A 24,455-nucleotide genomic window follows, 5' to 3' on the forward strand; every position below is an offset into this window, starting at 1 on the left:
ACTTGCGCGCACCAACTTGCGCGCACCAACTTGCGCGCACCAACTTGCGCGCACCAACTTGCGCGCACCAACCTGCGCGCACCAACCTGCGCGCACCAAAACTCACGCACCAACTCACGCACCAACGAACGGGGACTGCAATGAGACGACGTACCCATGGCCTCATATCCGGGCTGATCGGGGCCCTCGCCCTGGTCGCCGCAGGCGCGGGCGCGGGCGGGGGCGTCTCCTACGCCGCCGACGGCGACTCGGCGACCACGGCCGCCGCCGCACTCTCCCTCCGCGTCATGGACTGGAACATCCAGGGCGGCAAGGGCACCGACGGCGTCACCGACATCAACCGCATCGCCCGCGTCATCGGCGCTCAGAACCCCGACGTCGTCACCCTCCAGGAACTCCACGACAACCGCGCCATCGGCGGCGTCAACCAGTGGCAGGCCCTCCTCGACGCCCTCCCGGGCTACTCCGCGCACTTCGCGAAGAGCGACACCAACGCGCTGGGCGGCGTCGCCGGGAACCTCATCCTCAGCAAGTACCCCATCAAGGAGACGCTGACCTACCAGCTGCCCCAGTACCCGGCCGGCACCACCGCCGTCCTGCGCAGCCTCGGCGGCGCGCGGCTCGACGTGGACGGTACGGCCGTACGCGTCTACACCACGCACCTCTCGGCCGGCGTCGGCACCGAGGCCACCGAGCGCCGCAACCGGCAGGCCCGCGCGGTCATCGACAAGCTGCCCAGCTCGCTGGTCACGTCCCCGATGCTGCTCACCGGCGACCTCAACGTCCGTCCCGACGACGGGATACGGCCCTGGTTCGCCGCCGCCGACTGGATCGACTCCTGGACCCGGGTGAACGCCAACACCGGCGCCTCCGCCGTCACCCACCCCGGCGATGGACTGGACGACTCCCGTATCGACTACGTCTACTCGACGCCCGCCCTCGACGTCGGCAGCGCGCACACGGTCTCCACCAACGCCTCCGACCACCTGCCCGTCGTTACGGACCTCACCGTCCGCTCCGCCGCCGTGACCAGGACCGGCACCGTGCTCGCGGGCGCCGACTCCGACGCGGGCTGGGCGCATCTCGCCGTACAGGACGACGGCGCCGCCACCCTGCGGGTGTGCGACAACAAGGCGGACGGCTGGGGCGTACGGGCGTACGTGTACCGGACGTCGGGCGGCGCCGAGGTGCTCACCGGCGCGGACGGCGCGTACGCGGACCGCTGCACCGCGTTCACGACGGCGGCCGGGGCCGTGACCTCACCTGTCGTCAAGGTCTGCCTCTACAAGAGCGGCGTCGAGAAGGACTGCCGGCAGCGGCAGTTGAGCTGATCCGACGGCCGACTGCCCGCGCCCGCCCCGATGTTCTTCCGGGGCGGGCGCGCGGGTGCGGTCCGTCTGTCTGCCGGCGCTACGGCGCTCCGGCTCCCGCGCTCATTCCTCCAGCGTCAAACCCCTGCGCAGCGTCCGCAGCGTCCGCGACAGCAGCCGCGACACATGCATCTGCGAGAGGTTGAGCTCCTCGCCGATCTCCGACTGCGTCATGTTCGCCACGAACCGCAGCGAGAGGATCTTGCGGTCCCGTGACGGCAGGCCCGCGATCAGCGGCTTCAGCGACTCGACGTACTCGATGCCCTCAAGTCCGTTGTCCTCGTACCCGATCCGGTCGGCGAGTGCGTTCTCGCCGTTCCCGTCCCCGTCGCTGTCCGTGGGCTGGGCGTCCAGCGAGCTTGCGGTGTACGCGTTGCTCGCGGTCAGGCCCTCGACGATCTCCTCGTGTGTGAGGCCGAGCCGGTCCGCGAGTTCACCGACGGTCGGCGCGCGGTCGAGCTGCTGGGCCAGTTCGTCGCCGGCCTTGGCGAGGTCGAGGCGGAGTTCCTGGAGCCTGCGCGGGACGCGTACCGACCACGACGTGTCGCGGAAGAAACGCTTGATCTCACCGATGATGGTCGGCATCGCGAAGGTGGGGAACTCGACGCCCCGGCTCAGCTCGAACCGGTCGATGGCCTTGATCAGACCGATCGTGCCGACCTGGACGATGTCCTCCATCGGCTCGCTGCGGGAGCGGAACCGGGACGCCGCGAACTTCACCAGGGCGAGGTTCAGTTCGACCAGGGTGTTACGGACGTACGCGTGCTCGTGCGTGCCCTCTTCGAGGGTGGCGAGGCGGGCGAAGAGCGTCTTCGACAGGGCCCGGGCGTCGACCGCGTTGACTTTGTCGAACTGCGGGATCTCGGGCAGGCCGTCCAGCACGAGTGTGGGGTCGGGTGCGGGGTAGGGGACGGCAGTGAGGTGGGCAGGGGCGGGTGGAGCTGCCGACGGCGCGTGCGGGGTACGCGGTTCGTCGAGCCGGGGTGACATGGGTCTCCTCCATACGTAGCGGCATATGGCTGCCGGTGCCGATGCGCGTTGTGCGGTTTGCGGCGCCTCCAAAGCCGTCGCGGGCGGATGTGTCCTTACAAGCCCTACCCGGTCTACGCGGCCAGTTGCAAGTGCGAATTGTGCAGTATGCCCTTATTGTGGGGGAGTTTGAGTACCGGTCGGCAGGTGAAAGGCGTAATGTTCGGCGGACGTCATCCGTTTGTGATGACCACGGGATGACCACGGGACGACACGGCGAAGAGGGACGGGCATGGACCGCCAGACGGCCGACAGCACGAACCGGGGCCGACTTCAGGTCGCGGCGCGCACGGAGGGCCGGAGCGAGGTGGTGACGGTGGCCGGTGAGCTGGATCACCATACGGCCGAGCTGTTGCGGGCCCCGCTGGACGAGGCGCTCGAACAGGGCCGGTCCCGCCTGGTGGTCGACTGTTCGCGGCTGGAGTTCTGCGATTCCACCGGACTCAATGTGCTGCTCGGCGCCCGCCTGAAAGCGGACGCCGCCGGGGGAGGGGTCCACTTGGCGGGGATGCTGCCTGTCGTCGCGAGAGTCTTCGAGATCACCGGCGCGGACGCCGTTTTCACCGTCCACGAGTCGCTCGAAGAGGCCCTGGCCGACTGAACGGGGCCGGTGTCCGGCCCCCGCACTCGCTGCCCCGCACCCGCACTCGTCACCCCGCACCCGCTGCCCCGCGCCCGCCACCCCCGTCCCTTCCGCTCCCTCCAGCCCCCCGCTCCCTCCCGCCCCATCCGTCCCTCTCGTCTGCCCCGTTTTCCCCCGCCCCGGCGGTCCCCCGTGTTGCCTGTGTCACGCCCTCCGTATCGGTGAAGTGGGTGTTGTCACGATTCGGGCGGGCAGAAGACCCCGGGCGGGCCGCACGGGAGGACCATGGAACTCTGGACCCCGCAGTTCTGTACCGACTGCTGTATGACGATGTGCCGCACGGCCTGCATTGACGCGTTCCCTGTACGTATACGTATCTGAATTTGACGGAATCCACACAGTTGGTGAATCGGTGAGGTGAAGCGCTGATGAGCACCACCCGGCAGCCTCCGCCGGGCGACCTCGGCCCCGAGTCGGACGAGGCGGGCCCCGCCCCCGCCGCGTCCGACGCGCGGGTGCGGACGCTCGTGCTGTCCGGTGCCAGCGGCGTCGTCCCGCTCGCGCGCGACTTCACCCGCCAGGCGCTGCACGACTGGGGCTGGCTCCCCGCCCCGACCGCGGACCGGCGGGCGGCGGCGGAGGACGTGCTGCTGGTCGTCTCCGAGCTGGTCACCAACGCCTGCCTGCACGCCGAGGGCCCGGAGCGGCTGTGCGTCGCGTACGGCACGAAGGCGCTGCGCCTGGAGGTCACCGACCGGGGCGCCGGCCAGCCCGCGCCCCGTACCCCGCACCGCGCCGGCCGGCCCGGCGGCCACGGGATGTTCATCGTGCAGCGGCTCTGCCTCGACTGGGGCGTCGTCAGAACGCCCGGCGCGACGGGCAAGACCGTATGGGCGGAGCTGGCCGCGCCCGCGTAGAGCCGCGCGATTACCCGACAAATGGTCGGTAAGGGGTAATCCCCTGCAAGTCCCCTGTGTGGATCAGATGTGATGGGGTGTCATATTCCTGCCAGATTGCCCCGTTCGTCTCGTTTTACCCATCAGGGGAAGGCAGGAAAATGGGCAGGTTCAGGTACGGAACCTCGGCGTCGGCCCTCGCGCTGGCCGCCTTGGGTTCGCTCGTGGCCGCGGGAGGTACGGCTCACGCGGAAGCGGGCCAGGACACCATCAACATGCAGAAGCAGGAGAAGTCCCAGTGGTGCTGGGTCGCCTCCGGGCTGACCATCGCCACGTTCCAGGGCTTCGGCTCCACACAGACGGACTTCTGCGACCGGGCTCAGCCTTACTACGGCTGCAACAACCAGCCCGCCACGCTCGACGACATGGCCAGGGGCTGGAGCAGCCTCGGCATGACCCACACCGGCTCGGGCCTGAACAGCGCGGCCACGTTCGACCAGGTGTACACCGACGTCAAGGCGGCCCGGCCGATCGGCGCCCGCATCGGATGGACGTCCGGCGGTGGCCACATGAACGTGATCTACGGCTTCGACACCTCGAACAGGACGATCGGTGTGGCCGACCCGTGGCCGGACGCCACCACGTACACGTGGTGGAAGTACGACGACTACGTGAGCAACAGCTCGTCCAAGTGGACCCACTCCCGCATCGGTATTTCCCGCTAAGGCAGGCGACATGCGCGACACCAGCGGTACCAGAATGTCCGGCAAGCGGGCGACACCCCACCTCTCTCGTCTCTCCCGCCTTTCTCGTCTCTCCACCGTCATCGCGCTGAGCGCGTCCGCGCTGCTGTCCGTCGTCGGTCCGGCGCACGCGGCCCCGGCCAAGGACCCCCTCCCGGCCGACATCCCCGACTACCGGGCCGCCCTCGACGCGGTGAAGTCCGCCGACGTACGCGACACCGTCTGCCGCTTCCTGCGCACTCCGGTGCCCGCCGGAGACAGCGACGGCAGCGGGCCGGTGCGGACGATCCCGGAACTCGCCGAGCCCTGCGAGGGCCTCCCGGCCTTCACCATCAAGGACCCGGTGGCGCGGAACGAGATCACCCCCGGGTTCGTCGCGGGCACCGCCCAGCCCCTGCCCACCGAGGCGATCGCGCTGACACAGCTGGTCTCCTCGCTGAGCGCCACCGTCAACGGCCGCGACGTCACCGTCATGCTCGCCCCCACTCAGGGCGGCGGCTGGCATCTGGCGGCCGTACGCGACGGCGACACCGACGCCGCGTACGCCGGCAAGGCCACCACGGGCTCGCTGGTCTTCACCGAGCCGCAGATCCGCGGCTGGTACCAGCTCAAGCTGCTCACCCTCACCGTCGAACCGCTCAACGACGAGGCCCGGCAGGGACTGCGCGGCCTGGCGGCGGTGTCGCTCAGCGAATACCAGAAGCTGGTCAAGGACCGCTACGCGGACAAGCTGGCCGGCTCGGAGTACGACACCACCGGCTACTCCAGCGGCTACGAGCTCCAGCGCGCGGAAGGCCCGGCCGGGCCTTCCACCGGGCCTTCCGCCGAGTCCTCCACCCTGCTCGTCGCCGGCGGTTCCGGCTCGGCGCTCGCCCTCGCGGCGGGAGCCGCCGTACTCCACCGGCGCCGACGCGCAAGCACCCGCTGAGGCCCAGCAGACCGCTGAGGCCCAGCACCCGCTGAAGCCCAGCACCCGCTGATACCCACCGGCGGGACGCCTCCTCGGGGCGTCCCGCCGGACCGGCTCCCTCAGTGAATGTCCCCCATCATCGCCCGCACCCGCTTCCGGTACATGTACACCGCGACCCCCGCCAGCGTCGCCAGCACCGCCTCCAGCGCCACCACGCCCGACCGGCTCAGATCCACCTGCGCGATCGAGAGCAGTCCCGTCACCGAGTCGCCCGCCGTCACCGCCAGGAACCACACGCCCATCATCTGGCTCGCGTACTTGGCCGGCGCCATCTTCGTGGTCACCGAGAGACCCACCGGCGACACGCACAGCTCGCCCACCGTCTGGATCAGATAGATGCCCACCAGCCACATCGGGCTGACCAGCGTTCCATCGCCCGCCATCACCAGCGGGATCAGGAAGAAGAAGAACGAGACGCCGATCAGGACCAGCCCGCCCGCGAACTTCACGACCGTGGACGGCTCCTGGCCCCGCCGGTTCAGCCACAGCCAGAACCAGGCCATCACCGGCGCCAGCGCCATGATGAACACCGGGTTCAGCGACTGGTACCAGGACGTCGGGAAGGACAGCCCGAAGAGCGTGCCCGCCGACTTCGTCGTCCCGAACGCCTGGAGCGTCGAGCCGCCCTGGTCGTAGATCATCCAGAAGACCGCGGCGGCGACGAAGAACCAGATGTACCCGGACATCCTGTTCTGCTCGGCCGCCGAGAGGTCCTTGTCCCGCTTGATACGGAGCAGCACCCCGGTCGGGATGATCACCCCGGCCAGCGTGAGCGGCACCATCGCCCAGTTGAGGGTGAAGTGACCGCTGAGCACGACGGCCGCGTAGAAGACCGCCGCGACCAGCAGCCAGCTCATGCCCTTGCGCAGCCAGGAGGCGCGCTCCGCGACCGAGAGCGGGGTGGGGACGCGGCTGCTCGCCGGGCTCAGGTGGCGCGTACCGGCGAGGAAGGTGATCAGGCCGATGCCCATGCCGACCGCCGCGAGGGCGAAGCCGAGGTGCCAGCTGTACGTCTCGCCGACCGTGCCGATGACCAGCGGTGCGAAGAACGCGCCGATGTTGATGCCCATGTAGAAGACCGTGAAGCCGCCGTCGCGGCGCGGGTCGTCCGGGCCGTCGTAGAGCTGGCCGACCATCGTGGAGATATTGGCCTTCAGCAGCCCCGAGCCGAGCGCCACCAGCGCCAGCCCGGCGAAGAAGGTCCCCGAGCCGGGCAGCGCCAGGGTCAGATGGCCCAGCATGATCGTGCAGGCCGCGATGGTGACGGTCTTGCGCGGCCCCCAGACCCGGTCGCCCAGCCAGCCGCCCGGCATGGCCAGCAGATAGACCATCGAGAGATAGATGGAGTAGATGGCCGTGGTGGTGGCCAGGTCCATCCCGAGCCCGCCGCCCTGAAGCCCCTTCGAGGCGTCGGGGCCGCCGGAGATCAGATAGATGGTGAGCAGGGCCCGCATGCCGTAGAAGCTGAAGCGCTCCCACATCTCGGTCATGAAGAGGGTGGCCAGCCCGCGCGGGTGGCCGAAGAAGGTCTTCTCGGGGCCGGCGGGCGCGCTGGGCGGGTCCGTCGTCAGGCTGGACGCCATTGATCGATCCTTGCTTGCTCTGTGTGTGGGGGCACGGGTAGCACCACACGAAAGGGACCTTCGGCGCCGAGCGGGCCAAAGGTCCCCAAGTGGTACTACAGGCGTCTTGAAACCATACGGCACGACAGAGAGTGATACGGAACGAGAGCGAGTGGTACGGCATGAGAGCGGGCGATATGCCCCCCGCGCTTTCCCGCCCCTCGGGCCTCAGTGGGCGCAGCCGGAGCCACACCGCCCGAGCCCCGCCCCGCGCGGTCTACCATCACCTCATGACCCGTGTACTGCTCGCCGAGGACGACGCTTCCATCTCGGAGCCGCTGGCCCGCGCCCTGCGACGGGAGGGTTACGAGGTCGAGGTCCGTGAAGACGGCCCGACCGCGCTGGACGCAGGACTCCAGGGCGGTATCGACCTGGTGGTCCTCGACCTGGGGCTGCCCGGCATGGACGGCCTGGAGGTCGCGCGCAGACTGCGCGCCGAGGGCCACGCCATCCCGATCCTGGTGCTGACCGCGCGCGCCGACGAGGTGGACACCGTGGTCGGCCTCGACGCCGGCGCCGACGACTACGTGACCAAGCCGTTCCGGCTCGCCGAGCTGCTGGCCCGCGTACGGGCGCTGCTGCGGCGCGGCGCCGCCGACACCGCCCCCGCGCCCGCGACGCACGGCGTGCGTATCGACGTCGAGTCGCACCGCGCGTGGATGGGCGACGAGGAGCTCCAGCTCACCGCCAAGGAGTTCGACCTGCTGCGCGTGCTCGTCAGGGACGCCGGCCGGGTCGTCACCCGCGACCAGCTGATGCGCGAGGTCTGGGACACCACCTGGTGGTCGTCGACCAAGACCCTCGACATGCACATCTCCTGGCTGCGCAAGAAGCTCGGTGACGACGCCGCCAACCCGCGCTACATCGCGACGGTCCGCGGCGTCGGCTTCCGGTTCGAGAAGAGCTAGGGCCTTTCGTTGAACGACTTCGGAGCCTCCCCCGCGAGGAGGGGGCCGTGCGCCGCCGGCTGATCAGCTCCACGCTCGCCGTGGTGCTCATCGTCATCGCCGTCTTCGGGGTCTCGCTCGTCATCGTCGAGACCCGCACGATCAGCAGCAGCGCCCAGGAGAGCGTGGACTCCGAGGCGCTGCGCCTCGTGAGCATCGTCGACAGCCGGCTGCTCGGCGGCGACCGCGTCAACGCGAAGGTGCTCGCCGAGCAGGTCGCCAAGAAGCGGTACGCGCGGATCGAGATCCCCGGCCGGGCCACCGTCGAGGTCGGCGAGCGGCCCACCGGCAGTGTCCTGCGCGCCCGGGCCACGGGGGAGGAGGGTGAGACCGTCACGGTCGAGGAGACCCGCTCCTCCGTCACCCGCGAGGTCGGCCGCACCCTGCTGATCATCGGCGCGGTCGCGCTGCTCGCCGTCATCGCCGCCGCGCTGCTCGCCGTACGCCAGGCCAACCGGCTCGCCTCGCCGCTCACCGATCTCGCCGAGACCGCCGAGCGCCTCGGCTCCGGCGACCCGCGCCCCCGGCACCGGCGGTACTCGGTGCCCGAGCTGGACCGGGTCGCGGATGTGCTCGACGCCAGCGCCGAGCGGATCGCCCGGATGCTCACGGCGGAACGGCGGCTCGCGGCGGACGCCTCGCACCAGCTCCGTACCCCGCTGACCGCGCTGTCGATGCGGCTGGAGGAGATCTCCGTGACCGACGACCTGGACACGGTGAAGGAGGAGGCGCAGATCGCGCTGACGCAGGTGGAGCGGCTGACCGATGTGGTCGAGCGGCTGCTGACCAACGCCCGCGACCCGCGAACCGGTTCGGCCGTCGCCTTCGACCTGGACGAGGTCGTCAAGCAGCAGATCGAGGAGTGGCGCCCGGCCTACCGCAGCGCGGGCCGCGCCATCGTCTGCTCGGGCCGGCCCGGTATGCGCGCCGTCGCGACGCCGGGCGCGGTCGCGCAGGTCCTGGCCGCGCTGATCGAGAACTCGCTGATGCACGGCGGCGGTACGGTCGCGCTGCGCACCCGCGTCACCGGGAACCAGGCCGTCATCGAGGTGACCGACGAGGGTCCGGGCGTGCCGGTGGACCTCGGGGCGCGGATCTTCGAACGCAGCATCAGCGGCCGGAACTCGACGGGCATCGGCCTCGCCGTGGCGCGTGATCTGGCGGAGGCGGACGGCGGGCGGCTGGAGCTGCTCCAGCAGCAGCCGCCGGTCTTCGCGCTGTTCCTGAGCCGGGAGGCGCGGACGCGCAAGGGCGCGAGCGAGCCGGAGCGACCGGTCCGCTGACGTACGGTCCGCCGACGTACGGCGTGTACGGGTGCGAGCCGGTCAGCGCACGCCGGCCGGCTCCGTCGGTTCCTCGGCGGGCTCGTCGCCTTCGGCCGGCTGCACCCGGAACACCCACGTCCGGTACGACCAGAAGCGGAACAGCGTCGCGATCCCGATGCCGAGGAACTTGAAGACGTTGTTCTGGAGCGGGGAGTGCCAGCCGAACCCGTACGTCGCCGCGTACAGCACACCGTTCTCGATCACCAGCCCGACCGCGCTGAACAGCAGGAAGAGCGTCAGCTCCTTCGTACGTCCGCCCTTGTCGCGGTCCCGGTACGTGAAGTAGCGGAAGCCCACGTAGTTGAAGGCGATGGCGACGACGGTGGCCAGGACGCTGGCCCGCACCACGGGGAGGCCGGTGGTGTGCCGGACGAGGTTGAAGACCAGGAGATTCACCAGCAGCCCCGCGCCGCCCACCGCGCCGAACTTGGCCGCCTCGCGTACGAGTCGGTCCAGCCGCACGCGGAGTGCGCTGCGTTCGCTCATATGCTCGTTCAGCCCCAGTTCACTCGATAGTTCACTCGATCCGGCGGTACCGGACCATGCTAACCAGCGGCCTCCTCCGCCGCCCGGGCGACCGTACGTCACGCTCGGTGACGCTCGGTGGTGGGGTGGCGGGTGCGGGGCCCGACCGGGGCGCGGTGTGCCGCCCGCGGTGGCCGGATACCCTGGTGGCGTGACGTTCCCGGTAGTCGGCATGGTCGGCGGCGGTCAGCTCGCCCGTATGACCCACGAGGCGGGTATCCCCCTCGGCCTCAGGTTCAAGCTTCTCAGCGACACCCCGCAGGACTCGGCGGCCCAGGTGGTCAGCGAGGTCGTCATCGGCGACTACCGCGACCTGGACACGCTGCGTGACTTCGCGCGCGGGTGCGATGTGATCACCTTCGATCACGAACATGTCCCGATCGAGCATCTGCGCGCCCTGGAGGCCGACGGCATCCCCGTCCGTCCCGGCCCCGACGCGCTCGTGCACGCCCAGGACAAGGGCGTCATGCGCGCCCGGCTCACCGGTCTCGGCGTCCCCTGCCCGCGCCACCGCGTGGTGAAGGACCCCGCCGACGCCGCGGCCTTCGCCGCCGAGGTGGGCGGCTTCCCGGTCGTCCTCAAGACCGTGCGCGGCGGGTACGACGGCAAGGGCGTGTGGGTCGTACGGTCCGCGGCGGACGCCGAGCCGCCGTTCCGCGCCGGGGTCCCGGTGCTCGCCGAGGAGAAGGTCGACTTCGTACGGGAGCTGGCGGCGAACATCGTCCGCTCGCCGCACGGCCAGGCCGTGGCGTACCCGGTGGTCGAGTCGCGGCAGGTCGACGGCGTCTGCGACACCGTGATCGCGCCCGCGCCCGGACTCTCCGACGAGCTGGCGGGCGAGGCCCAGCAGCTCGCGCTGCGCATAGCCGCCGAGCTGGGCGTCGTCGGCCATCTCGCGGTCGAGCTGTTCGAGACGGCCGACGGCCGCATCCTGGTCAACGAACTCGCCATGCGCCCGCACAACTCCGGGCACTGGACCCAGGACGGCTCGATCACCTCGCAGTTCGCCAACCACGTACGGGCCGTCCTCGACCTGCCGCTCGGCGACCCGCGCCCGCGCGCGCCCTGGACGGTCATGTGCAACGTCCTCGGCGGCGACTACCCCGACATGTACACGGCGTATCTGCACTGCATGGCCAGGGACCCGCAGCTCAAGATCCACATGTACGGCAAGGACGTGAAGCCCGGCCGCAAGGTGGGGCACGTCAACACCTACGGTGACGACCTGGACGACGTGCTGGAGCGCGCCCGCCACGCCGCCGGCTACCTGCGAGGAACGATCACCGAGTGACCTCCCCACGTACCCCCCACGCACCCCTCGTCGGCGTCGTCATGGGCTCGGACTCCGACTGGCCCGTCATGGAGGCCGCGGCGAAGGCCCTGCACGAGTTCGAGATCCCGTACGAGGTCGACGTCGTCTCCGCGCACCGGATGCCGCACGAGATGATCGCGTACGGCGAGCGGGCGGCCGGCCGCGGCCTCAAGGCGATCATCGCGGGCGCGGGCGGCGCGGCGCATCTGCCGGGCATGCTGGCCTCGGTGACGCCGCTGCCGGTGATCGGCGTTCCCGTACCGCTGAAGTACCTCGACGGCATGGACTCGCTGCTCTCCATCGTCCAGATGCCGGCCGGTGTCCCGGTCGCCACGGTCTCGGTCGGCGGCGCGCGGAACGCGGGGCTGCTGGCCGCCCGTATCCTCGCCGCGCACGACCCCGAACTCCAGCAGCGGATGCGGGAGTTCCAGCAGGACCTGAACGACCAGGCGACGGAGAAGGGCAAGCGGCTGCGCGCCAAGGTCGAGGGCTCGGAGCACTTCGGATTCGGCAAGTGACGCCGCCGCCGGTGCCGTCCTCCGGCGCGTCCTCCGGCTCCGCCGCGGACTTCCTGGACCGGGCCCGCGCGCTGCTCACGGACTTCCCCGTGGTCGACGGCCACAACGACCTGCCGTGGGCGCTGCGCGAGCAGGTCCGCTACGACCTCGACCGTCTCGACATCGCCGGGGACACCTCCGCGCGCCTCCACACCGACCTGCCCCGGCTGCGGCGCGGCGGCGTCGGCGGCCAGTTCTGGTCCGTGTACGTACGGTCCGACATGGCCGGGGACGACGCGGTCAGCGCGACGCTGGAGCAGATCGACGCCGTCGGCCGGCTTCTCGACCGCTACCCCGACGACCTGGCCCGCGCCCTGACCTCGGACGACATGGAGGCCGCGCGGCGGCGGGGCCGGATCGCCTCGCTGATGGGCGCCGAGGGCGGCCACTCCATCAACAACTCCCTCGCCACGCTGCGCGCGCTGCACACCCTGGGCGTCCGCTACATGACCCTCACGCACAACGACAATCTGCGCTGGGCGGACTCGGCGACGGACGCGCCGGGGGTGGGCGGGCTCTCCGCGTTCGGCCGCGAGGTCGTGCGCGAGATGAACCGTACGGGCATGCTCGTCGACCTCTCGCACGTCGCGGCCACCACGATGCGCGACGCGCTCGCCGTGACCGAGGCGCCGGTGATCTTCTCGCACTCGTCGGCGCGGGCGGTCTGCGACCATCCGCGCAATGTGCCGGACGACGTGCTGGGGCTGCTGCCGGGGAACGGCGGCGTCGCGATGGTCACGTTCGTACCGAAGTTCATCCTGCCCGCGGCGGTGGAGTGGACGCACGAGGCGGACGAGAACATGCGCGCCAACGGGCTGCACCCGCTCGCCACCACACCCGAGGCGATGAAGATCCACGCGGCCTTCGAGGCGGCGCGTCCGCGCCCGGTCGCGACCGTGTCGACCGTCGCGGACCACCTCGACCACATGCGCGAGGCCGCGGGCGTCGACCACATCGGCATCGGCGGGGACTTCGACGGCACGGCGTTCACGCCGGAGGGCCTGGAGGACGTGGCGGGCTATCCGAACCTCATCGCGGAGCTGCTGGCACGCGGCTGGTCGACGCCGGACGTGGCCAAGCTGACCTGGCAGAACGCGGTACGGGTGCTGCGGGCGGCGGAGGACGTGTCGCGGTCGCTGACGGCGACGCGGGGGCCGTCGCGGGCGACGATCGAGGAGCTGGACGGCTGAGTGGCGGGTGGGGGCCCGTCGGCCCCCACCTCGCGCCTCTGCGTCTCAACCGGCACAGAGGCAGAACGGATGCCCCGCCGGGTCCGCGTACACCCGGAACGACCGCTTCCGGTCCGCCGCGTCCAGCACCGTCGCGCCGAGCGCCAGCACCTCCTTCTCCGCCGCGTCCAGATCCGGTACGTCCAGATCCAGATGGAACTGCTGCGATCCGTTCGGCGCGGGCCATGCCGGCGGTACGTAACCGGGCGCGGCCTGGAAGGCGAGCGTCGTCCCGCCGGAGCGCGTCAACTCGACCCAGGTGTCGGTCCCGTCGTCCTCCGTGACGACCTCGCCGCCGAGCACCCCGGCGTAGAAGCGGGCGAGCGCGAGGGGGTCGGGGCAGTCCAGGACGACGGTGCAGAGGGTGGCGATGGCCATGGCGATTCTCCGTCGGTCGGGGTTACTGGTAAGGGTGCTCATCCGGTAACGCTGGTGGTTACCGCATACTCCCGCAGAAGAGGTAACGTCGCAACCATGACGAACAGGCCCCCCGCGCCGGGCGGGCTCGCCCTGGTAGAGGCCCTGGTGAACACCCTCGCCGTCGAGACGGGCACCGACTCCCTCGGCTCGCCCGACGGCCGCGCCGCCTTCGGCCTCGCGGAAGCGGACGTCCCGGCCGCCCGTGAACTGCGCGAAGCGCTCCGTACGGCCTGCCTCGCGCACGCCGGGATCCAGCTGCCGGGCCGCTCGACGGCCGTACTCGACGGCCTGCTGGCCGGGGCCCCGCTCCGCGTCGCCGTCGACGCGGCGGGCGCCGCCGCGGTCCGCCCGGTGGCGGACACCCTGGCCGCGCGGGTCGCGGAGGCGATCGCGGCGGGCGCGGCCGACGGCACGTGGGAACGGCTCAAGGCGTGCGAGGCGGAGGACTGCCTCTGGGCGTTCTACGACCGCAGCCCGGCGGGGCGGGGGCGCTGGTGCACGATGTCGGTGTGCGGGGCGCGCGCGAAGATGCGGGCGTACCGGGCGAGGCTGGCGGAGGCGCCTCCCGGCTAGGGGGCCGTGGGTCTGCGGTGGTACCGGGGTGCGGCCGGTTGGTTCCGGTGCCGGGGGCCGGGGCACTCCGGAGGCGCATCCCCGGATGCACGATTTACGCCGCGTGCGGCAGGGTTCTCTGTCCGCGGGTTTCGCTCAGCGGCACAAATCGCGCTTTACATCCGGGGACGTCACCTCCTGCGGCCCCGGCCCCCTCCGGTCGTGGACGGCCGGGGCGCGGGCCCGGGGGCTCAGGCGCGTGGGCGGCCCATCGCGCGGTACGTCCAGCCCGCCGCGCGCCAGGGCGCCGGGTCCAGGGCGTTACGGCCGTCCAGGACGAGCCGGCGCGAGACCGCCGCGCCCAGGACGGCCGGGTCCAGCTCGCGGAACTCGCGCCACTCCGTCAGATGCAGGACCACATCCGCGCCGCGTACGGCGTCCAGCGCGGAGTCCGCGTACCCGAGCGTCGGGAAGAGCCGCTTGGCGTTCGCCATGCCCTTCGGGTCGTACACCGTGACCTGGCCGCCCTGGAGGTGGATCTGACCGGCGACGTTGAGCGCGGGGGAGTCGCGTACGTCGTCGGAGTCCGGCTTGAACGTCGCGCCCAGGACGGCGACGCGCTTGCCGAGGAACGACGAGTCGGCGCCGACGGCCTCGCGCGCCAGCTCCACCATGTGGCCGCGGCGGCGCATGTTGATCGAGTCGACCTCGCGCAGGAACGTCAGCGCCTGGTCCGCGCCGAGTTCGCCCGCGCGCGCCATGAACGCCCGGATGTCCTTCGGCAGACAGCCGCCGCCGAAACCGATGCCGGCGCGCAGGAACTTCTTCCCGATCCGATCGTCGTGGCCGAGGGCCTCCGCCAGCTTCACCACATCGCCGCCGGCGGCCTCGCAGACCTCCGCCATCGCGTTGATGAACGAGATCTTGGTGGCGAGGAAGGAGTTGGCGGAGGTCTTCACCAGCTCGGCCGTCGGGAAGTCCGTCACCACGAAGGGCGAACCCTCGGCGAGCGGCGTCGCGTACACCTCGCGCAGCGTGCGCTCGGCGGCCTCGCTCCGTATCCCCACCACGATCCGGTCCGGGTGCAGGGTGTCCTGGACGGCGAAGCCCTCGCGGAGGAACTCCGGGTTCCAGGCCAGCTCCACGTCCGCGCCGGCGGGCGCCAGTTCGGTGATCCGGGCGGCGAGCCGTTCGGCGCTGCCGACGGGGACCGTGGACTTGCCGACGACCAGCGCGGGCCGGCGCAGCTCGCGGGCGAGGCTCTCCATGGCGGCGTCGACGTACGACATGTCGCACGCGTACTCGCCGTGCTTCTGCGGGGTGTTCACGCAGACGAAGTGCACATCGCCGAACTCGGCGACCTCCGCCCAGTCCATGGTGAAGCGCAGCCGGCCGCTGGACCCCTCGATGCCGGCGACGTGCTTGCGCAGCAGGTCCTCCAGGCCGGGTTCGTACATGGGGACCCGGCCCGCCGAGAGCAGCTCGATCTTCTCGGGCACCACATCGAGCCCGAGCACCTCGAATCCCAGTTCCGCCATGGCCGCGGCGTGGGTGGCGCCGAGGTAGCCGGTGCCGATCACGGTGATCTTGGGGGCCATGGAAACTCCAGGTGGGGACGGAGAAGGACAACGCGGCACGCGCTGCGTTTGTGCGGGCCCGAGCATAACCGCGCGGCGCGGAGCGCCCGGCCGGAGGGCTGTCGGCAACGTCACCTATGCGGGCGCGAGGTCCGCCCACTAAAATCGTGTTACTTAACGGTAGTTAGCGTCTTGGGGAGTGAATGAGCGTGGCCGGATCGGCTGATTTCGACCTGTACCGCCCGTCCGAGGAGCACGAGATGCTCCGTGAGACCGTTCGCGCGCTCTCCGAGGCGAAGATCGCGCCGTACGCCGCGGCCGTGGACGAAGAGGCCCGCTTCCCGCAGGAGGCGCTGGACGCGCTCGTCGCCTCCGACCTGCACGCCATTCATGTGCCTGAGGGGTACGGCGGCGCCGGCGCGGACGCGCTCGCCACCGTGATCGTGATCGAGGAGGTCGCGCGGGTCTGCGCCTCCTCGTCGCTGATCCCGGCGGTGAACAAGCTCGGCTCGCTGCCGGTGATGCTGTCGGGCGGCGAGGACCTGAAGAAGAAGTACCTGACGCCGCTGGCCAAGGGCGACGCGATGTTCTCGTACTGTCTCTCGGAACCGGACGCGGGCTCCGACGCGGGCGGTATGACGACCAGGGCGGTCCGGGACGGAGACCACTATGTGCTCAACGGTGTGAAGCGCTGGATCACCAACGCGGGTGTCTCTGAGTACTACACGGTCATGGCCGTCACCGACCCCGACAGGCGGACCAAGGGCATCAGCGCGTTCGTGGTCGAGAAGGGCGACGAGGGCGTCTCCTTCGGCGCGCCGGAGAAGAAGCTCGGCATCAAGGGCTCGCCGACGCGCGAGGTCTACCTGGACAACGTCCGTATCCCCGCCGACCGGCTGATCGGCGCGGAGGGCACCGGCTTCGCCACGGCGATGAAGACCCTGGACCACACCCGCATCACCATCGCCGCCCAGGCCCTCGGCATCGCGCAGGGCGCGCTCGACTACGCCAAGGGGTACGTCCAGGAGCGCAAGCAGTTCGGCAAGCCGATCGGCGACTTCCAGGGCGTCCAGTTCATGCTGGCCGACATGGCCATGAAGCTGGAGGCCGCCCGCCAGCTCACCTACTCCGCCGCCGCCCGCTCCGAACGCGTTTCCGGCGGCGCGACCGGCGCCCAGGAGGACCTGACGTTCTTCGGCGCCGCCGCCAAGTGCTTCGCATCCGACGCGGCGATGGAGATCACGACGGACGCGGTCCAGCTCCTGGGCGGCTACGGCTACACGCGCGACTACCCGGTCGAACGCATGATGCGCGACGCCAAGATTACGCAAATCTACGAGGGCACGAACCAGGTCCAGCGGATCGTGATGGCGCGGAACCTGCCGTAACTACGTGACGGGACAGGCCAGTTCGGGAGCGGCGCGGTTCGGGGCGGCACCCGAGGGACGCCGCGACCCGACGGGTTCGAGATCTCGACGGACCTCATGGCGGAGGCCGCCGGCATGTACGGCCGGATCGTCGTCGGCCCGCCGCGCTGACCCGCTCAGTCCTGGTGGTCCGACCAGGCGTACGCCTCCGGCAGCAGGTCCGCGATCGGGACCGTCCGGAGGCGGGGGCCCGTGCCCACGATGACGTGGAGCGCGGGGAAGTAGTCGAAGAGGAACTGGCGGCAGCGACCGCAGGGCGGCATGACGCCCCGGTCGCGGTCGCCCACCGCGACGACCGTGGTCAGGTCGTGGATGCCCAGCGCCGCCGCCGTGCCGACGAGGACGAGTTCGGCGCAGGGGCCGCCGGTGAAGTGGTACGCGTTCATCGCCGTGACCACGCGGCCGTCCGCCGACCGGCCCGCCGCCGCCATGGTGTGCCGGTCGCCGTGGGAGTGGGCGCGGGCGGTGGCCGTGGCCGCCTCGACGAGGGCGTGATCGACGGCGGCGGGGGAAGCGGGGGACGTCATCAGTTGCCGGTGACCGTGACCTTCTCGTCGTTGTTGAGCTGGCTGACGAGCTGCTTGACCTTCGCGTCGTCCCACAGCAGGTTCCCGCCGCTCTGGCCCGCGATCGGCATGTTCATCGAGGTGCCGTCGCCGCTCGTCACGCCCTTCATCGCGAAGAACATGCTGCCCAGCGACCACAGGGACATGTCCTTGTCCACGACCAGCGTGTCCAGCCCCGCGCCCGCCGCCGGGTAGAAGCGGAACGGGTTGATGATCGTGCTCGGGGTGGCCGTCTGGGCGGCCAGGGCCGCGAGGAACTTCTGCTGGTTCTTCGTACGGTCCAGGTCGCTGCCCGCGAAGGCGTACCGCGTCCGCACGAAGGCCAGCGCCTGCTCGCCGTTGAGGGTCTGCTCGCCCGCCTGGAAGTCCGCGCCGGACTTCTTGTCCTTGAACGCCTGGGGGATGTCCAGGTCCACCCCGCCGATCGCGTCCACCACATTGGCGAACCCGGCGAAGCCGATCTCCACGTAGTGGTCGATCCGCAGCCCGGTCTTGGCCTCGACCGTACGCACCAGCAGCGGCGCGCCGTCCTCGGCGAAGGCCGCGTTGAGCTTCTTGTGCGTGGTCTGCGCCGGGAAGAGCTTGCCGGACTGCGAGCCCTTGAAGGACGGGATCTGCACATCGGTGTCGCGCGGCAGCGAGATCAGCGTCGGCCCGTTGGATCCGGTGTGCAGGATCATCATCGAGTCGGTCCTGCTGCCCTCGGCCGAGCCCGTGTGCAGCTTCTTCTTCTCCTCGTCGGACATGCCGTCGCGGCTGTCCGTACCGACGATCAGGTAGTTCGTGCCCTTGCCCTCGGCCGGGCGGTCGATCACGACCGACAGGTCGACCTCGCGCCGCAGCTTGGAGTCCGCCCAGAAGTACGTGCCGATCGTGGTCGCCAGGATGACGACGACCAGCACCAGCGAGCCGATCTTGATACGGCGGCGCCAGTCGGGTGCCTGCCCCGGCCCCGGCCGTCCGCCGTTGCGCTGGGGCGGTACACCGCCGCCGGAGGGATTGCCGTACGTCTGGCCCGTGTTGTAGCCGGAGCCGGAAGTGGGTCCTGCGCCCTGGACGTACTGTGGCCGCTGCGGCGGCACACCCTGGCGCTGTGCGTGCGATCCATTGGGCCAGTCATTCATGCGGACCAGTGTGCCGGGCCCGGCCACGCTCTATACAGGGAGGGTGGGAAATCGGACCGGGCCTGTTGCTGGAATGATGCAATCGGGACCCTTTTGTTCCACAACGGGCCTCACATGCGACGGCAGGCCTACGCGCAGACCGCCTCGTCGCCCGTTGTCGCGCCGAACTCGCCCTTCGGGGTCTCCCGCGCCCGGACCGGCGTCACCGCCTTGTAGTCCGTGCCCGCCAGCACCTTCAGCGTCGCGCCCTGCTGCTTCACCGCGCGCAGCTCGCTGCCCGGCAGCGCGGCGGCCAGCGACTTCGCCGAGCGGTCCCAGCGCGGGTCGTACATCACGACCGTACGGTGCGTGTCCGGGCCGTCGGAGCCGAGCGGGGCGCGGGTGGTGTCGAAGCCGGTCGCGCGCAGGGCGTCGTCGACGCGCTTGCCGAGGCCGTCCGCCGTGGTCCCGTTGTAGACCTGCACCTTGATCTCGTGCGGGTTCACCTCGACCGTCCTGGGCTCCCGGTGCCCGGGCTCGCGCGGCTCGCGCGCGGCCGTCAGCGGCTTGTCGTCGCGCAGCGCGCGGAAGAGCCGCGCCGACTTCCCCGGGTCCCACTTCACCGTGGAGCCGAGGCCCTTGACCGTCACCCCGGACCCGTCACCGGCCAGCGGTACGGAGGTGAACTCCGACGACGCCGGCGAGAAGCCGCGCATCGCCTCGTTCAGGGCCAGCATCTGCTCCGCGCCGAACCCCGCGTCCGCCCGCACCGAGGCCAGTACGGTCGCGGTGACCTCCTTGAACCGCACCGGGTTCAGCAGCACCCCGCTGCCGGCCGCCCGGTGGATCAGCGCCGCCACGAAGCGCTGCTGGCGCTGCATCCTGCCGAGATCGGCCGCACCGTCGATATGCCGGGACCGTACGTACTGGAGCGCCTCGCCGCCGTTCATCCGGTGGGTCCCCGCCGCCAGGTCGAGACCGGTGTACGTGTCCTTCATCGGCTTGGCCGTGCAGATCTCGACCCCGCCGATCGCGTCCACCGTCTTCATGAAGGCGGTGAAGTCGACCTCCAGATAATGGCTGATCTTCACCCCCGTCATCCGCTCGACCGTGCTGACCGTCAGCCCGGGACCGCCCTCCGCGTACGCCGCGTTCAGCTTCGCCGGGTGCGCGGCGTGGTGCTTGCCGCCGGTGTCGGTGTGCTCGGGCAGCTCCGTATAGCTGTCGCGCGGCAGACTGACGACGCTGGCGCGCCGGCCGTCCTCGGAGAGGTGCACCAGCATGATCGTGTCGGTGCAGTGGCAGGGCGCGCCGCCGAGACGGTACTTCTGCCGCTCCTCCTCGGTGATCTTGTCGCGGCTGTCGGTGCCGACGAGCAGGAGGTTCAGCCCGCGGCCCGCGTTCGGCCGGTTCTTCATGTCCTTGAACGGGTCGACCCGGCCGATGCCCGTGTCGAGGCCGGTCACCACCGCGTGGCCGATGCCGCCCGCGCCCAGGACCAGTACGGAGAGCGCCGTCGCCGTGCGCTTCCCCCAGCGCGGCCGGCGGGGCGGGGCGGGGCGGGGCGTGGCGGGGCGACGGGGGGTGGTGCGGGGCGGCGTGGGCACGGGGAGCACCTCCGCGGTGGGAGCAAGTGGGGAGAGAAGGAGAGGCAAGCCCGGTGGGAGACCGTGGCGGATTACGCGCACAGTAGGCCCATACGATCAGCGGCACCGGGCCGCAACCGGGCGGCGCGCGTGGCTGTCCCCCGTTCGCGGTAACGGGGCGGCGCGCCTCAGCCCCGTACGCGGCACGTGGAGCGGTACGTCGGAAACGGGGACGTCGGAAACGGGGACGTCAGAAGCGGGGACGTCGGAAGCGGGGACGTCGGAAGCGGGACGTCAGAAGCGGTACGGCGCGTACACGTCCATGCACGCGCTCTTCTCCGAGCCGTTGATCGCGTCCGCCGTGTCCGGTATCCCGCCCGCCGCCGCCGACGGTGCCGCGGCGGTCTCCTTCGGGAACGTCGCCCCGGTACGCCAGTCCGCGCCCACGGTCACCGTGACCCCCGAGACGTCCGTGGACCGCTGCACCGACGTCAGCGGGATCCCCAGCGCCTTGGCCACGCCCTGCGCGTCGCCCTCCAGCTCCGCGCTCGGGAACGCGACCGTCGTCTTCTCCAGCGGGGTGAGCGTCGGGTCCGCCTTGGCCAGCGCGTAGCCCTTGCCGATCAGCAGGGACGCCACGGTCGCCGCCCGTCCCCGTACCGGCGTCTGCGACCCGCCCGTACCGTTCCGTACGAGCACACCGGTGTCGGCGGGCTCCCCGGCCGGGTCCTTGACCGCCGCCGCGGCCTTCTCGGCGGCCTTCTCCGCGGCTGCCTTCTTCTTCGCGGCGGCTGCCTCGGCGTCCGCCTTGGTGCCGTTGCCGTCGAAGGCGACGTCGTCGCGGAGCATCGTCCACATCTTGGCGGCGTCGGTCTCCTGGACGACCAGGTGGTTCGGGTCCTGCGGATCCGTCACGGTCGGCATGGTGGTCATGGTGACCCGGTCGGTCGGCACGCTCTTGAGCTGCATGGCCAGATCGAAGAGCTTCTTGACCGTACCGATCTCCTCGGAGACCTCCAGCGACTTGGTGGCGGCCTCCGCCAGCCCGGTCAGCCTGGGGGTGTCGGTGAAGACGTTCTGCGACTTCAGATGACGGATCATCGAGTTCATGTACATGTGCTGCGCCTTCGCGCGGCCGAGGTCGCTGGAGAACGCGTGCCGGGTACGGAGCCACTGGAGGGCCTGTTCGCCCTTGACCTGGTGCGTGCCCTTGGTGAGCTTCAGCCCCGAACCGCCGGGGACGCCGGGCAGCGGCCGGTCCCACACGTTGTCCTTGACACAGACGTCGACCCCGCCGATCGCGTCGGCCATCTGCACGACGCCGGAGAAGTCGATCGTCATCCAGTGGTCGATGTAGAGGCCGGTCAGGTTCTGCCAGGTGGCGAGGGTGCAGCCGGCGCCGCCGCGGCCCAGCGACGCGTTGATGATCGTGTTGGTCTTCGGATAGACCTTGCCGGTCTCGGCGTCCTTGCACTCGGGTATGTCCACCCGGGTGTCCCGGGGTATGGACACGACCGAGGCGTTCTTCCGGTCGGCGGATATGTGGACGAGCATCTGCACATCCGCGAGCGGCGGGTCGGACGTGAGGTTCTTGCCGCCGCCGAGCTTGACGTTCTCCGGCTTGCCGCGGCTGTCGGAGCCGAGGAGCAGGATGTTCAGCGGGGTGTCGCCCGCCGCGTTCGCCTGGGCCTTCGCGGGGTCGTCCGCGCCGCCGGTCCGTGCGCCGCTGCGGATGTTGTCGTTGAGGTGCTTGTAGTACAGGTAACCGGCGCCGGCCGTCCCGAGTATCAGGAGCGACAGTACGGCGGCGCCCCAGCGCAGCGCCCGCCGCAGGGGGCCGCGCCCGCTGCCGCCGCCGGTGCCGCTGCCGCTCGCGACCGTACTCTCGGCGTCCTTCTTGCCGTCGGACACCACAACGGCGCCGGGGCTGGAAGTGTCAGAGGTGTCAGTGGCGCCGGTGTCGGCCCCGGAGGCGGTGTCCGCGTCCGTCTTCGTGCCGCCGACACCCTCGTACAGGCTGTCGTCCCAGCCCAACTCGCCCGCCTGGGGCGCCTGTTCCGGCGCCCCCTCGGGTCGTACACCACTCTGTCCGCGCTGGGTCACTTGGCGCAGACCTGCTTGTCCGCTTCCACACGCTGCACGGTGTCCGACACCTTCGCCGAGCCCGTGATGGGCACGCCCGCGCCCTTGAAGTCCTTGCCGAGCGTCAGTGTCATCGCCTCAAGGCCCACGGCGTCCTCGGTGCCCGGCTTCATCCCGGCGGCCGGCAGCCCCAGCATCTCGGCGAGCGCCCGCGCCTGATCGGCCTGGTTCGGCGCGTACTCCAGCTGCGTCTTGGAGACATCGGCGGGGGCGTTGCCCTTGTTGGAGGACTTGAGGACGCCTTCGGTGTTCTGGAGCCAGTTCAGCGTCTCCTGCGCCGAGCCCTGCGGCCCGCCGCCGTTGAACACATCGACGCGCACATCGGCCGGGGCGGCCTTGGTGCCCTTGAGGAGCGCCTCCTGCTTCTTCTTGGCCGCGCTCTTCGCCGCCGACTCCTTCTTCTTCACCTCGGTGAGGGAGACGTCGTTCTGCATCATCGTGAAGAGCGGCTTGGCCTCGCCCTCGTTGAGGACGACCGTGGCGCGGACGGCCTCCGCCGGGTTGTCGAGCACCGGCAGCGTCGTGAAGGTGATGTTCTTCGCCGGGACCTTGGCGAGTTCCTTGGCCAGCTCGCTGAGCTTCTCGATGCTGCCGATGCCGGTGTCGACGGTGAGCGCCTTCGTCGCCGCCTCCGCCAGCTTGAACAGCTTGGTGGGGCTGGTGAGTGTGTCGCCCGACTTCATCTGCCGGATCATCGAGCTGAGGAACTGCTGCTGCGTCTGGATCCGGGTGAGGTCGCTCTCGTTGCCGAAGGCGTGCCGGGTCCTGACGAAGGCGAGGGCCTGCTCGCCGTCGATGCGGTGGGTGCCCTTGCTGAGCTTGAGCCGGGACTTCTTGTCGTCGACGTCCTTGTCCACGCAGACCTCGACGCCGCCGACCGCGGTGGACAGCGTCTTGACCGCGTTGAAGTCCGCCATCATGAAGTGATCGATCTCCAGGCCGGTGATCTCGGTGGTCGTGCGCATGGTGCAGCCGGGGTCGCGGTCGTCCTGGCCCAGGCTGTTGTTGAAGCGCTGCTGCGAGGCGCCCGGGATGACTTTGGAGCCGTCCTCGGTCTTGGTCTCGCAGTCGGGAATGTCGGTGATCAGGTCGCGCGGGATGGACAGTACCGTCGCGTTCGTACGGTCCTTCGACACGTGGAACAGCAGATTGGTGTCGGCGTGGCCGATGCTGCCCGCGTCGCCGTATCCCTCATTACCCGCGCCGGTCCGCTTGTCCGTGCCGATCAGCAGGATGTTGACGGGCTGGCCCTTTTTGAATCCGCCGGTACCCGCGCCCGCGACATCGATCGTGGCGATGTTGCTATTGAGGTGCTGGTAGTAGAGATATCCGCCCGTGGAGGCGCCCACGAGGACGAACGCCAGCACACCGCCGGTCCACAGCAGGGCTTTCTTCTTGCCCGACTTCTTCTTGCCCTTGCCCTTGCGGCGGCCGGCCGCGGGGGGCGGCGGGGCCGTCTGGTTCTTCCCCGCCCGCCGGCTGCGCTGGCCGGGCACGTCGGCCCGCCTGGCCCCCGGCTCCCGGTCCGGGGCGGCATCCGGTCCGCTGCCGGACCCGCTCGACGCCGCTCCGCCACGCGTACCCGTCGTACCCGTACTGCCCGCACCCTTGTCGGTGTCCGGGGCCGCGCCGGGGCCGTCGGTTCTCGAACCGGTGGCCGCGCGCGGTGCGGGCGGCTGCCCTGCGGAGCGGTCCAGTCGCAGCTCGTAGTTACCCGTGTCCGGGTTGAGCACCCACTGGTCGGCGGGGTCGATTTCGTCCGCCTGCCCACGGCTATGTGCATCCACGGTTGCCTGAATCCTCCGTCGGTGCCACGCGAGTCGCCTTCACTCCGGAAGGCGCTCGGTTTCGCTCCAGCTAGTGCGCGACCTGTTGGTCGGATACACCGGATCGCGCCACACTATCCGTCCAGTTCGGCGTCGAGCGACGCCAGTGACACATTCCTCACCACTTACAAGCGGGCAATCCGCTCAA

22 protein-coding genes are annotated in these 24,455 nt (G+C 70.6%); 12 read left to right on the forward strand and 10 right to left on the reverse strand.

Annotation, left to right across the window (positions count from 1 at the left end):
- Positions 1–140 precede the first annotated feature (140 nt).
- On the forward strand, positions 141–1,331 hold the full coding sequence (locus tag AB0389_RS04070; protein WP_366393710.1) for an endonuclease/exonuclease/phosphatase family protein: 1,191 nt from the start codon (positions 141–143) through the stop codon (positions 1,329–1,331).
- Positions 1,332–1,433: 102 nt separating this feature from the next.
- On the opposite strand, the gene AB0389_RS04075 is transcribed toward AB0389_RS04070, so the two are convergent.
- Positions 1,434–2,360, reverse strand: a complete 927-nt coding sequence (locus tag AB0389_RS04075) for an RNA polymerase sigma factor SigF (RefSeq protein WP_366393711.1) — start codon at positions 2,358–2,360, stop codon at positions 1,434–1,436.
- Between the two features lie 271 nt (positions 2,361–2,631).
- On the opposite strand from AB0389_RS04075, the gene AB0389_RS04080 reads away from it, so the two are divergent.
- The 4 genes from AB0389_RS04080 to AB0389_RS04095 all read left to right on the forward strand — a co-directional run bounded on the left by AB0389_RS04080 (position 2,632) and on the right by AB0389_RS04095 (position 5,549).
- On the forward strand, positions 2,632–3,000 hold the full coding sequence (locus AB0389_RS04080) for an STAS domain-containing protein (RefSeq protein ID WP_366393712.1): 369 nt from the start codon (positions 2,632–2,634) through the stop codon (positions 2,998–3,000).
- Between the two features lie 410 nt (positions 3,001–3,410).
- Complete coding sequence (locus tag AB0389_RS04085; RefSeq protein ID WP_366393713.1) at positions 3,411–3,899, forward strand: ATP-binding protein; 489 nt, start codon at positions 3,411–3,413, stop codon at positions 3,897–3,899.
- A gap of 140 nt (positions 3,900–4,039) precedes the next feature.
- A complete protein-coding gene (locus AB0389_RS04090) occupies positions 4,040–4,603 on the forward strand; it encodes a papain-like cysteine protease family protein (RefSeq protein ID WP_366393714.1) in 564 nt (187 codons plus the stop codon).
- A 10-nt stretch (positions 4,604–4,613) separates the two neighbouring features.
- Complete coding sequence (locus tag AB0389_RS04095) at positions 4,614–5,549, forward strand: LPXTG cell wall anchor domain-containing protein (protein ID WP_366393715.1); 936 nt, start codon at positions 4,614–4,616, stop codon at positions 5,547–5,549.
- Positions 5,550–5,650: 101 nt separating this feature from the next.
- Here the strand turns inward: AB0389_RS04095 and AB0389_RS04100 are convergent, their stop codons facing one another.
- The gene (locus tag AB0389_RS04100; protein ID WP_366393716.1) at positions 5,651–7,174 is read right to left on the reverse strand and encodes an oligopeptide:H+ symporter; all 1,524 of its coding nucleotides are present in this window, start codon (positions 7,172–7,174) and stop codon (positions 5,651–5,653) included.
- Between the two features lie 269 nt (positions 7,175–7,443).
- Between AB0389_RS04100 and AB0389_RS04105 the strand changes: the two genes are divergently transcribed.
- Both AB0389_RS04105 and AB0389_RS04110 read left to right on the forward strand, forming a co-directional pair.
- The gene (locus AB0389_RS04105; protein ID WP_366393717.1) at positions 7,444–8,121 is read left to right on the forward strand and encodes a response regulator transcription factor; all 678 of its coding nucleotides are present in this window, start codon (positions 7,444–7,446) and stop codon (positions 8,119–8,121) included.
- Positions 8,122–8,168: 47 nt separating this feature from the next.
- Positions 8,169–9,443, forward strand: a complete 1,275-nt coding sequence (locus AB0389_RS04110; RefSeq protein ID WP_366393718.1) for an ATP-binding protein — start codon at positions 8,169–8,171, stop codon at positions 9,441–9,443.
- Between the two features lie 42 nt (positions 9,444–9,485).
- On the opposite strand, the gene AB0389_RS04115 is transcribed toward AB0389_RS04110, so the two are convergent.
- Positions 9,486–9,971, reverse strand: a complete 486-nt coding sequence (locus AB0389_RS04115; RefSeq protein WP_366393719.1) for a GtrA family protein — start codon at positions 9,969–9,971, stop codon at positions 9,486–9,488.
- Between the two features lie 190 nt (positions 9,972–10,161).
- Between AB0389_RS04115 and AB0389_RS04120 the strand changes: the two genes are divergently transcribed.
- From AB0389_RS04120 to AB0389_RS04130, 3 genes are read left to right on the forward strand one after another with little or no spacing between them, the layout of a single operon-like run.
- Positions 10,162–11,301: a 5-(carboxyamino)imidazole ribonucleotide synthase gene (locus AB0389_RS04120; RefSeq protein ID WP_366393720.1), complete on the forward strand. Its 1,140-nt coding sequence runs from the start codon at positions 10,162–10,164 to the stop codon at positions 11,299–11,301.
- The gene (gene purE, locus AB0389_RS04125; RefSeq protein ID WP_366393721.1) at positions 11,298–11,840 is read left to right on the forward strand and encodes a 5-(carboxyamino)imidazole ribonucleotide mutase; all 543 of its coding nucleotides are present in this window, start codon (positions 11,298–11,300) and stop codon (positions 11,838–11,840) included. The genes AB0389_RS04120 and purE overlap by 4 nt, the downstream gene beginning before the upstream one ends.
- Complete coding sequence (locus AB0389_RS04130; RefSeq protein ID WP_366393722.1) at positions 11,837–13,069, forward strand: dipeptidase; 1,233 nt, start codon at positions 11,837–11,839, stop codon at positions 13,067–13,069. The genes purE and AB0389_RS04130 overlap by 4 nt, the downstream gene beginning before the upstream one ends.
- Before the next feature lie 45 nt (positions 13,070–13,114).
- On the opposite strand, the gene AB0389_RS04135 is transcribed toward AB0389_RS04130, so the two are convergent.
- Entirely contained in the window at positions 13,115–13,486 is a 372-nt protein-coding gene (locus tag AB0389_RS04135; protein ID WP_366393723.1) for a VOC family protein, read from the reverse strand.
- 96 nt (positions 13,487–13,582) lie between these two features.
- Here AB0389_RS04135 and AB0389_RS04140 point away from each other — a divergent pair, with 96 nt between their 5' ends.
- A complete protein-coding gene (locus AB0389_RS04140; protein WP_366393724.1) occupies positions 13,583–14,101 on the forward strand; it encodes a CGNR zinc finger domain-containing protein in 519 nt (172 codons plus the stop codon).
- A 230-nt stretch (positions 14,102–14,331) separates the two neighbouring features.
- Here the strand turns inward: AB0389_RS04140 and AB0389_RS04145 are convergent, their stop codons facing one another.
- On the reverse strand, positions 14,332–15,678 hold the full coding sequence (locus AB0389_RS04145; RefSeq protein WP_366393725.1) for a UDP-glucose/GDP-mannose dehydrogenase family protein: 1,347 nt from the start codon (positions 15,676–15,678) through the stop codon (positions 14,332–14,334).
- Between the two features lie 188 nt (positions 15,679–15,866).
- Here AB0389_RS04145 and AB0389_RS04150 point away from each other — a divergent pair, with 188 nt between their 5' ends.
- On the forward strand, positions 15,867–17,045 hold the full coding sequence (locus AB0389_RS04150; protein ID WP_366393781.1) for an acyl-CoA dehydrogenase family protein: 1,179 nt from the start codon (positions 15,867–15,869) through the stop codon (positions 17,043–17,045).
- Between the two features lie 155 nt (positions 17,046–17,200).
- Here AB0389_RS04150 and AB0389_RS04155 read toward each other — a convergent pair whose 3' ends face one another.
- The 5 genes from AB0389_RS04155 to AB0389_RS04175 form a co-directional block, all read right to left on the reverse strand.
- The gene (locus AB0389_RS04155) at positions 17,201–17,611 is read right to left on the reverse strand and encodes a cytidine deaminase (protein WP_366393726.1); all 411 of its coding nucleotides are present in this window, start codon (positions 17,609–17,611) and stop codon (positions 17,201–17,203) included.
- Positions 17,611–18,774: an LCP family protein gene (locus AB0389_RS04160; protein WP_366393727.1), complete on the reverse strand. Its 1,164-nt coding sequence runs from the start codon at positions 18,772–18,774 to the stop codon at positions 17,611–17,613. Before AB0389_RS04160 ends, AB0389_RS04155 begins: the two co-directional genes overlap by 1 nt.
- Positions 18,775–18,902: 128 nt before the next feature.
- A complete protein-coding gene (locus AB0389_RS04165; RefSeq protein WP_366393728.1) occupies positions 18,903–20,360 on the reverse strand; it encodes an LCP family protein in 1,458 nt (485 codons plus the stop codon).
- A gap of 273 nt (positions 20,361–20,633) precedes the next feature.
- Positions 20,634–22,160: an LCP family protein gene (locus AB0389_RS04170; RefSeq protein WP_366393782.1), complete on the reverse strand. Its 1,527-nt coding sequence runs from the start codon at positions 22,158–22,160 to the stop codon at positions 20,634–20,636.
- A gap of 278 nt (positions 22,161–22,438) precedes the next feature.
- Positions 22,439–24,268, reverse strand: coding sequence for an LCP family protein (locus AB0389_RS04175; RefSeq protein ID WP_366393729.1), 1,830 nt, complete (start codon positions 24,266–24,268; stop codon positions 22,439–22,441).
- Positions 24,269–24,455: the final 187 nt, after the last annotated feature.

Source organism: Streptomyces sp. NPDC093109, assembly GCF_040701725.1.
Lineage (GTDB): Bacteria > Actinomycetota > Actinomycetes > Streptomycetales > Streptomycetaceae > Streptomyces.

What these genes read in the sequence shown, in the direction of transcription:
- AB0389_RS04100 (WP_366393716.1), bottom strand. Translation starts at nt 7,174, where the DNA reads ATGGCGTCCAGCCTGACGACGGACCCGCCCAGCGCGCCCGCCGGCCCC.
- AB0389_RS04135 (WP_366393723.1), bottom strand. Translation starts at nt 13,486, where the DNA reads ATGGCCATCGCCACCCTCTGCACCGTCGTCCTGGACTGCCCCGACCCC.
- AB0389_RS04140 (WP_366393724.1), top strand. Translation starts at nt 13,583, where the DNA reads ATGACGAACAGGCCCCCCGCGCCGGGCGGGCTCGCCCTGGTAGAGGCC.
- AB0389_RS04095 (WP_366393715.1), top strand. Translation starts at nt 4,614, where the DNA reads ATGCGCGACACCAGCGGTACCAGAATGTCCGGCAAGCGGGCGACACCC.
- AB0389_RS04085 (WP_366393713.1), top strand. Translation starts at nt 3,411, where the DNA reads ATGAGCACCACCCGGCAGCCTCCGCCGGGCGACCTCGGCCCCGAGTCG.
- AB0389_RS04155 (WP_366393726.1), bottom strand. Translation starts at nt 17,611, where the DNA reads ATGACGTCCCCCGCTTCCCCCGCCGCCGTCGATCACGCCCTCGTCGAG.
- AB0389_RS04070 (WP_366393710.1), top strand. Translation starts at nt 141, where the DNA reads ATGAGACGACGTACCCATGGCCTCATATCCGGGCTGATCGGGGCCCTC.
- AB0389_RS04115 (WP_366393719.1), bottom strand. Translation starts at nt 9,971, where the DNA reads ATGAGCGAACGCAGCGCACTCCGCGTGCGGCTGGACCGACTCGTACGC.
- AB0389_RS04105 (WP_366393717.1), top strand. Translation starts at nt 7,444, where the DNA reads ATGACCCGTGTACTGCTCGCCGAGGACGACGCTTCCATCTCGGAGCCG.
- AB0389_RS04145 (WP_366393725.1), bottom strand. Translation starts at nt 15,678, where the DNA reads ATGGCCCCCAAGATCACCGTGATCGGCACCGGCTACCTCGGCGCCACC.
- AB0389_RS04090 (WP_366393714.1), top strand. Translation starts at nt 4,040, where the DNA reads ATGGGCAGGTTCAGGTACGGAACCTCGGCGTCGGCCCTCGCGCTGGCC.
- AB0389_RS04080 (WP_366393712.1), top strand. Translation starts at nt 2,632, where the DNA reads ATGGACCGCCAGACGGCCGACAGCACGAACCGGGGCCGACTTCAGGTC.
- AB0389_RS04160 (WP_366393727.1), bottom strand. Translation starts at nt 18,774, where the DNA reads ATGAATGACTGGCCCAATGGATCGCACGCACAGCGCCAGGGTGTGCCG.
- AB0389_RS04075 (WP_366393711.1), bottom strand. Translation starts at nt 2,360, where the DNA reads ATGTCACCCCGGCTCGACGAACCGCGTACCCCGCACGCGCCGTCGGCA.